This window comes from Phyllobacterium brassicacearum, assembly GCF_003010955.1.
GTDB lineage: Bacteria > Pseudomonadota > Alphaproteobacteria > Rhizobiales > Rhizobiaceae > Phyllobacterium > Phyllobacterium brassicacearum.
Window position 1 is genome coordinate 1 of the sequence record NZ_PGGO01000046.1, and the last position, 9,193, is coordinate 9,193.

At 57.3% G+C, this 9,193-nt stretch carries 9 protein-coding genes and 1 pseudogene; 5 read left to right on the plus strand and 5 right to left on the minus strand.

From position 1 onward, the window contains the following. Positions 1–268: 268 nt before the first annotated feature. Positions 269–742 (plus strand): annotated as a pseudogene (locus tag CU102_RS27835) (IS6 family transposase); the annotation flags it as partial. Here the strand turns inward: CU102_RS27835 and CU102_RS29570 are convergent. After that, positions 691–1,224 carry a type 1 glutamine amidotransferase family protein gene (locus tag CU102_RS29570; protein WP_133624805.1) on the minus strand — a complete coding sequence of 178 codons (534 nt, stop codon included), beginning with the start codon at positions 1,222–1,224 and terminating at the stop codon, positions 691–693. The pseudogene CU102_RS27835 and the gene CU102_RS29570 overlap by 52 nt on opposite strands. Positions 1,225–1,309: 85 nt before the next feature. Here CU102_RS29570 and CU102_RS27845 point away from each other — a divergent pair, with 85 nt between their 5' ends. After that, entirely contained in the window at positions 1,310–2,686 is a 1,377-nt protein-coding gene (locus CU102_RS27845; protein WP_106714289.1) for an FAD-binding oxidoreductase, read from the plus strand. 180 nt (positions 2,687–2,866) lie between these two features. Here the strand turns inward: CU102_RS27845 and CU102_RS27850 are convergent, their stop codons facing one another. Further along, the gene (locus CU102_RS27850) at positions 2,867–5,113 is read right to left on the minus strand and encodes an adenylate/guanylate cyclase domain-containing protein (RefSeq protein ID WP_106714290.1); all 2,247 of its coding nucleotides are present in this window, start codon (positions 5,111–5,113) and stop codon (positions 2,867–2,869) included. Between the two features lie 415 nt (positions 5,114–5,528). Here CU102_RS27850 and CU102_RS27855 point away from each other — a divergent pair, with 415 nt between their 5' ends. Both CU102_RS27855 and CU102_RS27860 read left to right on the plus strand, forming a co-directional pair. After that, the gene (locus CU102_RS27855; RefSeq protein WP_106714291.1) at positions 5,529–5,891 is read left to right on the plus strand and encodes a toxin-antitoxin system TumE family protein; all 363 of its coding nucleotides are present in this window, start codon (positions 5,529–5,531) and stop codon (positions 5,889–5,891) included. Next, on the plus strand, positions 5,888–6,253 hold the full coding sequence (locus CU102_RS27860) for an HVO_A0114 family putative DNA-binding protein (RefSeq protein WP_106714292.1): 366 nt from the start codon (positions 5,888–5,890) through the stop codon (positions 6,251–6,253). The genes CU102_RS27855 and CU102_RS27860 overlap by 4 nt, the downstream gene beginning before the upstream one ends. Positions 6,254–6,418: 165 nt before the next feature. Here CU102_RS27860 and CU102_RS27865 read toward each other — a convergent pair whose 3' ends face one another. Further along, positions 6,419–7,336: a LysR substrate-binding domain-containing protein gene (locus CU102_RS27865; protein WP_106714293.1), complete on the minus strand. Its 918-nt coding sequence runs from the start codon at positions 7,334–7,336 to the stop codon at positions 6,419–6,421. A 114-nt stretch (positions 7,337–7,450) separates the two neighbouring features. Between CU102_RS27865 and CU102_RS27870 the strand changes: the two genes are divergently transcribed. After that, positions 7,451–8,446, plus strand: coding sequence for a zinc-dependent alcohol dehydrogenase family protein (locus CU102_RS27870; protein WP_106714294.1), 996 nt, complete (start codon positions 7,451–7,453; stop codon positions 8,444–8,446). Positions 8,447–8,490: 44 nt separating this feature from the next. Here the strand turns inward: CU102_RS27870 and CU102_RS27875 are convergent, their stop codons facing one another. Then, a complete protein-coding gene (locus CU102_RS27875) occupies positions 8,491–8,823 on the minus strand; it encodes a hypothetical protein (protein ID WP_106714295.1) in 333 nt (110 codons plus the stop codon). Between the two features lie 134 nt (positions 8,824–8,957). Beyond that, positions 8,958–9,193 (minus strand): hypothetical protein (locus CU102_RS30055; protein WP_170115314.1); only part of this gene is annotated, 236 nt, incomplete at its 5' end.

Consider the following 9,193-nt stretch of genomic DNA (forward strand, 5'->3'; position numbering starts at 1 on the left):
AGACGGCACGGAGTTTGAACCCAGGGAGGCCTGATCAGAAAGCTGCGCGGGAAACGCGCTGGCGAGAGTTGCCGTATCGGTCGGAGCGGCAGGCTACCGGATGAACCCGTTTGATTTACATGCGAGCCAATGCATCGCGAATGAGACCTTTGGGGAGCCGGCGCCTTGGATGCCGAGATGAAGCGCCAAACGGGACGACTTCGAAAAGAACCTTGCAGGCGGCCGATACATGCGACAAACTCACCGAGCGCTAACGATCAATTAAAGAACCTATATCAAGGTTCGCGGTCAATGGATGTATTTGTATCGTGCAATCGACAGCGTCGGGGACACCGTTGAGTTCTTCTTCAGCAAGAGCCGTGATCTGACTGCGGCCAAGCACTTCTTCAAACGAGCCTTGGAACGGCATGGCCGGCCGGAGCGCGTTATCGTCGACGGCAGTCAGACGAACCGCGAAGCGATCTGTTCCTGTGATACGACGAACCGATTGAAGGCAAGGGCTGGCGGCAGGACCAAGCGGATCAGGATCAGGTCGAGTAAGTATCTCAACAACCGGATCGAACAAGATCATCGGCGGATCAAGCGTCGTGTGCGATCAATGCTCGGTTTCAAAGCTGAAGCAACCGCGTCCATTATCTTGGCAGGCGTCGAGATGATCCACATGATGCGCAAGCGACAGGCGAGGTATGCCTACAATCCCAGTCCGTCAATCGCAGAGCAATTCACCATCCTTGCCGCATGACAATCGAGCATCGCCTCGCTCATTGTATCCATAGGGAAAATTTGCGACGGAACCTGAATTGTCGCCTCACAATCAGTAAGAAGCCCCGCCTCACCGAGCAGCACTGCCCCCGAACAGGCGCTGGCCATCATCGCACCACCCTCGTGGGATTGGTTCAGCCATTGCGCTTCAGGGTCATACATTCCAGTGACACTTTCGCCCGGATTAACGAAGAAATCCGGGATGCACACGATGTCAGGCTTCGGGCATGATTTGAAATCATAGTCAGGCTTCACCCAGATGCCATTCGCGGCCGGGAACCCGTCCTTGGTGCGGGCGACGATGTACGGGTACATGCGCTGTTCACCAGCCTCCCCAGTGACGATAAAAGACCAATCGCGGCCGGGAGAAGAAAACAAGTCAAACATGCCGTACAACGCGGATGCCGTAACTTCCGGCACAGCGAGAATTGCGACATTGATACGACTATTCGATGCGGGCATGGCAGAATTGACCGCCTTTCAGCATTTCCGACTTTAGTACCGAACATCCAGCAGTGCTAGGTTCCCTGTTACAGGAGGAGCTGAGATGCCACATGACGAACTACGCAGCGTATTGCACGGCGAGCTGCTTGAGCCGGAAGACGCCGCCTACGACGATGCCCGTATCGTGTGGAACGGGATGATCGACAGGCAACCGGCATTGATTGTCCGTTGCCGCAACGCGGCCGACGTGCTGGCCTCGGTCAATTACGCCCGCGCTCACGACCTTGTAATCTCAGTTCGGAGTGGCGGACACAATGTTGCCGGCTATGCCGTCTGCAACGGTGGACTGATGATCGACATGTCGCTGATGAATGCCGTTCGGATAGCACCTGGACTGGATAGGACCTGCGTTGAAGGCGGAGCCACGTGGGCAGACGTCGATGCCGCAACCACGCCGTTCGGGCGGGCAACGCCCGGTGGACTGATTTCGATGACAGGCGTGGCAGGGCTCACCCTGTCGGGCGGCATCGGCTGGCTCCGCGGCACACACGGACTCAGTTGCGACAATATTATTGCCGCCGATATCGTTACCGCCGCCGGGCTGCTGCTTCGAGTGAGCGACACCGAGAACACTGACTTGCTGTGGGCCCTCAAAGGTGGAGGCGGCAATTTTGGCGTTGTCGTGAACTTTGAGTTCCGTCTCTACCCGATCACTGACGAGATGATGTTCTGCGCTCCCGCCTATCCTGAAGAACGGGCCAATGAAATCCTGCCGCAATGGCGCGACTACATGGCGACGGCTCCAGACCAGGTGAGCGGTCTGGCCGAGTTCTCCACCATTCCCCGTGATCCAGCCTATCCCGAAGACACCTGGGGAAAGCGTGTGTTGGCACTCGCCACGGTCTATGATGGTCGAGCCGAAGACGGCGAGCGTGTCATGCAGCCTTTGCGCAGCTTTGGCGAACCACTGCTCGATTTTAGCGGCCGCATGCCATACCGTGTCTTGCAGACGCTCTATGACGGGCTGTTCCCCAAGGGCCGGGATCGCTGCTACTGGAAATCGACCTACCTTCGGAACCTGAATGAGGATGTCATTCAAGCGATCACCGCGCGTCTGGCGAAGCGTCCTTCCGAGATGACCTATGCGTCGATCTGGAAATTTGGTGGTGCGGTGCAGCGCATTGCCGCCGACGCCACCGCCTTCGGGGATCGCTCCATGCCCTACATGCTCAGCCTCGATGCGATCTGGTCCAGCCCCGGCGAGGACGATGCCAACATCAGTTGGGTTCGCGATGTCTGGCAAGAAATGCAGCGACATTCCACGGGCCGGATGTACCTCAACTTCCCTGGACTTGGAGAGGGCGACAATCTCGTGCCGGATGCATTCGGTGCGGCAACATACGCACGGCTTCAGGAGATCAAAAGGACTTACGATCCGGACAACCTCTTCCGGATGAATCAGAATATACTGCCGCGATGATGCTCATCGGATGAACGCCGATCTGATCACGTGGGTTTCGCCAGTCTCAAGGTTTGGTTGCGATTGGTGAATGCAAGAGATTGGAAGGCCAACACCAATGGGCGAATGCAGTACGCGGAAATTTGAATCAACACGGACGACCCGTCGCTTCAGCTACCTTACGCATCGTACCGACCTGCATCACTTCACGACCGAGAATTCAAACCTGTTCCAATGGGTAGCCAAAAGGTATTCGTTCTTCTGCGCGTAGGTACCGCCAGGATTGCGGAAAATGACGGCGCAGAAACGAGACTCTGATGGATAGAAAATACACAAGAGATTGCCTTCAATTGTGCTTTTGCCTGTATCCGACCAGTCCCCGACGGTGATGTGGGTTGTGCCGTTGTCTTCCGTTGCCCGTCGATACGCTTCACCTGTACCGAGATTGCGTCCCTGGACCTCGTGTCCGAACAGCAGCTTCCTTATCGCAGTTCCGTCAAGGCGGTCCGGCGACTGTGGATCCAAACCGAAGGGCAGTTCCGGCACGCCTGCCTTGCGCAGGCCGACCAGCACCCGTTCGAGATCGGCGTAGTGCTTGAACGAGAATTCGCCTGCGGCCATCAGCCCCGTGTATTCACTCTCCTGCGCTTTGGCCAGATAAGGCTTCAGTCTCTCACGGGCCTTGTCGGCATCAGCGCTTTGCTCGAGTTGCCCGTACGTGGAAATGAGCAACATTAGGCCAAGGTAATTGGACCAAAAATCCCAATAGGAGGTTTCCTTCGCCTCCGGAGCGATTTTCTCGAGTGCGGCGGCGGCTTCCTTGAAGCGGTCCATCGAGAAATACGCCAACCCAGCGGTAAAATAACGCGAGCGTGACCAAACTGGATCGACACGTGTGGCGGCATCAAGGTAGCCGAGACCGTCCGTCGCTCTGCCGTTATAAATCATCGCAGTACTCAGCCACTCATAGTTCTCAGCGTCGCTGGCATCGAGCGCTACGGCCCGCTCGGCGGCAGCGATCGCCTCATCTGACCTTTGCTGCATCTTCAGCTTTGCTGTGAGGATTCTGTAGTACATCGGAGAGGGGTTCTTCGCGGCCTCTGCGAAATAAGTATCTGCCTTGGCTCGGGTTTCCTCTTCTGTAAGCCCTAATTCTTTCGACCGTGCCTCGGTCCACTGCGCTTCCCGATAGATCCAGGCGAGCGCCGCCGCCGCATTGCCGAACTTCGGATCGAGCGCCAATGCCTGCTCATAGTGTCGTACAGCCTTCACCCAATCCTCGGGCTTTGCCCTGAGTTCGAGTTCGCGGCCGCGCAGGTAAGCTTCGTAGGCTGCTGTGTTGCTGGTTCCCCCAGCGATCTGCGCGGCTTGCTGACCCGAGACCAGCCGTAGCTTCAGGGCTGTCGCGATCTCGCCGACCATCTTGTCCTGAAGCTCGAACACGTCGCTCCACGCCCCGTCGAAACGCTCGGCCCACATATGGCCACCCGTTGTCGCATCGATAAGCTGTGCGTTGACGCGCATCTCGTCGCCGGCGCGGCGAATGCTGCCTTCGAGGATGTAGCGAACGCCAAGTTCAGAGGAAATCTGAGCGGGTTTCGTAGCTTTTTCCTTGTAGGTGAAAGCGGCGTTACGGGAAATGACGAAAAGCCCGGGAAGGCGCGCTAACTCCGTCGTCAGGTCCTCGGTGATGCCGTCTGCGAGGAAACCCTGCTGCTTGTCTTCGCTCAGGTTGTCAAACGGCAGAACGACCAGGGATGGCCGGGTATCGGCCGCAACAGCATTCCGCACGTCAGACTGTTCGCCCGCCGTCCGCCATGGGTACCACCAAGCGCCAGCACCAGCAAACAGGAGGATTACGGTCACTGCGGCTGCAGGTACGACCCAACGGCGCAAATTACGTCGTACACCAATTGTCGTGCCTGCCGTCGCTGGATCGAGCACGACGCGGTATACCCGAATTGGTTCAGCGATGCTCTTGACCTTCTGCTCACCAAGAGAGGTAAAGCCGATCGGCAACTTCCCTTTGACATGATCGTAGGCGGTGCCGGAAATCGCGATTCCTCCAGGTTCTGCCAGGGCCTGTATCCGGTCGGCAATGTTGACGCCGTCGCCGTGGATGTCCTCGCCCTCGACAATGATATCGCCGAGATTGATGCCGATGCGGAAATTGAGCCGCTTTTCGGGGGACTCATCGGCGTTCCGTTTGGCCTTCTGCTGCTGGATACCGACCGCGCAGCGCAATGCATCGACGACGCTGTGAAACTCGACCAGAATCCCGTCGCCGATCGTCTTGACCAGTCGCCCGTGGTGCTCGGCGATCGTCGGTTGGAACACCTCGTTCAGATCGGTCTGGAAACGGGCGCGTGTTCCCTCTTCGTCGATCTGGCTCAAGCGGCTATAACCGACGACATCCGCGATCAGGACGGCTGCAAGGTGGCGCTCCATATCCGGTCTTTCATGGACTGCGGCGCACTGTCGCCAATATCTTACCGTAGGTCAGTTGCTGATTCCATTGCGGATGCAAAAAGCGACAGAACGCACAGCGAAAGCATCGCGATCATATTGCATCGTAAATTGAGCCGTTGAATTCCCGAGAAAGAGATCCGGTTCCTGCCTAATTCCGCGTTGTCAAAGGTGACCAAACGGCTCCCGCGGGGATTGGATTTTTTTTGTACCCAATCAAAACCTCTATTATCGGCATTTTCAAAGGAACATTTATTCCCATCAGTCGTCGCCACTTTTTGAGTACTAAACGGCCTGATGTTCTTGGTATGTACTTCGAAAATCGCATAATGCCTCGTATGGAACGCCATGAGATATTGAACTTGCTACAGTTATCACTTAATGATAACAGGGTGGCATGAGTGCGCGTGACACGAGTCTTGATACCCTGCTCGATCTGGACGGCCAAACAATGTTTGTCGGAGAGACGTATTGGGTCAAGTTCGCCGTCAAAGCAGTCACGGTCACGCCGCAACGGCCGCACGGGTTGCGCTATTCATTGACCTTGCACGGACCAGGTGGGGAACGGCTGGTGGGCTTTGACAATGCTCACGCGATCTCAGCGGTGAGTGGTCCAAGCCGCAAGTCGACGCAAAAGTACGATCACAAGCACCGTTTCCGGACGTTGAGGCCATATGAGTACAGCGACGCTGCCACATTACTGGAAGACTTCTGGAGCGAAGTCGATGGCGTTTTGAAAGAGGTAGGAGTGATCAAATGACGAAGACGCTTCATGTTGGTATCGCAAGCTATGAGACGATGAAGAGCCGGACCATGGCGATTGCTCGAGGGCAACTTAAGCCGAAAAAGGACGATCCCAAAGTCTGGTTCACGTCCATCGAAAGCTTCGCAAAGGTTTTGTCCGATCGAAATCGGGCTCTCCTTGAGATCATCGTTAAAGAAAAGCCAGCATCGATTGCGGAGTTGGAAACGATGTCGGGACGAGCAAAATCAAATCTAAGCCGAACATTACGAACGATGCAGCGATACGGCTTGGTTGAGTTGGAAAAGGGTGAGGGCGGCAAGCTTATCCCCCACGTCACTTACGACCGTATTGCATTGGAGATGCCTGCATACTCCTGATGTTGCGAAAGAACGGCCGCTTTCTTGCATCTGTGGACGCCCCTGTAAGCGCAAGAAGAATCTTTGTAGGGCCGGTATGACGCCCGCTAAGGCCGGGTACTGACGGTCTCAGACGATCTGGCCGCTGACGGCCTGCGGCGCCACTGGGGCCAAAATTCTTCAGCATCACCGCCGTTCCTGTTCGGGCGTTGGCGTCCGGCCGAAGGTTGCTGCAACGAAATCGACGAAGCTACGCAGCTTCGGAGTCGGACGCCGATCGGGCGCGAACAGGATGTGCATCGGGCGGGAAGGGCCCTCGTAGTTGGGCAACACCCGCATGAGTCGTCCGGAGACAAGGTCTTCCGTCAACATGTCTGTTGCCTGGAGTATAATGCCGAACCCGTCCAGCGCGGCCTCGCGCAGCGCCTGCCCATTGTTCACAAGGAAGCGACTGTGGACCTTGACCTTATAGACCCCCTTGGCGTCGGTGAATTCCCATTCATCGAGCGGGGGTCGCGCCCAATAGGCGAAACCAAGGCATTCATGGTCGGTTAAGTCCTCAGGTGTCGCCGGGACGCCGCGTTCGGTGAGATAGGCTGGAGACGCACATGCTATCAGTCGATAGGGGGCAAGTGATCGGGTGATCAGCGTGGAATCCGTCAGCGGCGATATACGGATCACCGCGTCATAGCCTTCATCTATCAGATCGACGACGCGGTCGGACAAGGTGAGATCGACAGTCACCTCGGGATATCGTCGCATGTATTTCGTAAGCATGGGCACGAGGCTGTAGGAACCGAAGGTCACTGGTGCATTGATACGCAGCCGGCCACGCGGGATGGCCTGCAGATCCTGTGCGAGCGCTTCTGCTGCCTCGGCTTCGGCGAGCACCAGTTTGCAACGCTCGTAAAACGCTCGCCCGACCTCGGTCAGGCTTTGACGCCGGGTTGTTCTGTTAAGTAGCTGCGCACCGATACGTTCCTCAAGAAAGCGCACATGCTTGCCGATCATTGGCGAGGAGAGGCCGAGCGTAGGCGCTGCCGCCGCGAACGAACCCGCTTCCGCGGCCTTGACGAACACCGCCATACTGGTCAGTCGATCCATGATTAGAAACCGCCGCTTTCGACAGTTATGACAACTATTCCATTTATCCCAATTTGAGAACCAATACTATGGAGGGTGTTTTCCAGCAGGCATCGTCAACAGGAGATCGGACTCATGACGCGCATCGTACGATTCCACGAACTAGGTGGTCCGGAAGTGCTTAGAATCGAGGAGGTCACGGTTCCGCCTCCCGGGCCGGGCGAGATCGCCGTTGACATCAAGGCGTTCGGCCTGAATCGTGCGGAATCCATGTTCCGCTCGGGGCCTTACGTCGAGGCGCCGGAGTTTCCGGCCCGGCTCGGCTATGAAGGTGCCGGCGTGGTGACGGCAGTTGGCGCTGGCGTTGAAGACTTTGCGCCAGGCGACGCGGTCAGCGTCATTCCTCCGCTCTCCATTACCCGATGGGGTTCCTATGGCGAAGCCGCGAACTTTCCCGCAGAGGTAATGGTCAAGCGCCCGCCGTCTTTGACGTGGGTCGAGGCTGCTGGGATCTGGATGCAGTATGTAACGGCTTACGGTGCACTGATCGAGATCGCCAAGATGGCCAAGGGCGATGTCGTCATTATCACAGCAGCTTCCAGTAGTGTTGGGCTGGCGGCGATCCAGATCGCCCGTGCTGTCGGTGCGATACCCATTGCCACGACCCGGACCAACGCCAAGAAAGTAGCCTTGTTGGACGCCGGTGCGGCTCACGTTATCGTCACGCAGGAGGAAGATCTTGCCGCGCGGGTGGGCGAGATCACGGGGGGTACTGGGGCTCGGATCGCCTTTGACCCCGTCGCGGGGCCGATGCTGGAGCATCTGGTCGGCGCCATGGCTCAAAACGGTATCGTGATCGAATATGGAGCTCTAAGCTCGCAGTTGACGGCATTGCCGCTATTCCCGGTGCTTGCAAAGAACCTGACGCTGCACGGCTATCAGTACAAGGAGGTCGTCCGCGATCGGGCACAGCTTGATCGGGCCAAGCGCTTCATCTTGGAAGGGCTCGCGTCGGGCGCGCTGAAGCCCATCATCGATCGGGTCTTTGCCTTCGATCAGATCATCGAGGCGCACCGCTACCTGGAATCCAATCAGCAGTTCGGCAAGATCGTCGTGACAATGTCGCACTGAACTTCTATGTGCAAGAATGCTGCCGGTCCATGTCCTCGATCACCTCACAAAATGAGGACGACCCTGAAAAACTGCAGCGCGACAACTAAGCCGCGGTCCATTCTATCCAGCGGCCAGTGTTTGCCCTTCCGTTGCATCGGGTCATCCACTATGCAAATGCCCAGTATGGTGGCGGTCTGGCAGTTGCCGCCTACGATCTGTTCACCGGAGGCGGCCTTCTTGCCGGCGACAGTGAGTTTTATTTGGATTGCGACCGCCGCTTTGGGAGCGACGAACACATGCACAGCCGCTAATCGGTTGTCATCTAAACCGCCCGTGATGTTCTCGATCTGTGCTTCGAAAATCGCATAACGTCTCGTGTGGAACCGCCATTGCACCCCCAGAATGCCGTATCATCGGGTCAACATCATCATCGAACCACCTATTCTAGCACCGCATTCGTAGGGGCTGCGGCTTCTGGTCCGGAGAACTTATGTTCCCCTGCACGAGAGCGCCAGAGCCCTCCGGCCATTCAGCAGCTGACATTCAGGGCTTGATCGAGCAATCGCAAGGTTCCCATCATTCCGACGCGCATAGTCTCGTCACGGACGCGGAGCAGCTCGGCCCTGCAGCTCGGATCGGTAGGCCGCCGTCCATGCGCGGCGATGGCGCGGCCCCAGGCGGTCCACAGATCCGCCCATTCCAGAGGTTCCGCCCTGGTGTAATCCTCAAGCGCTTGCGCGTAGCGCTCTGTCTCGTCCCAAGCGC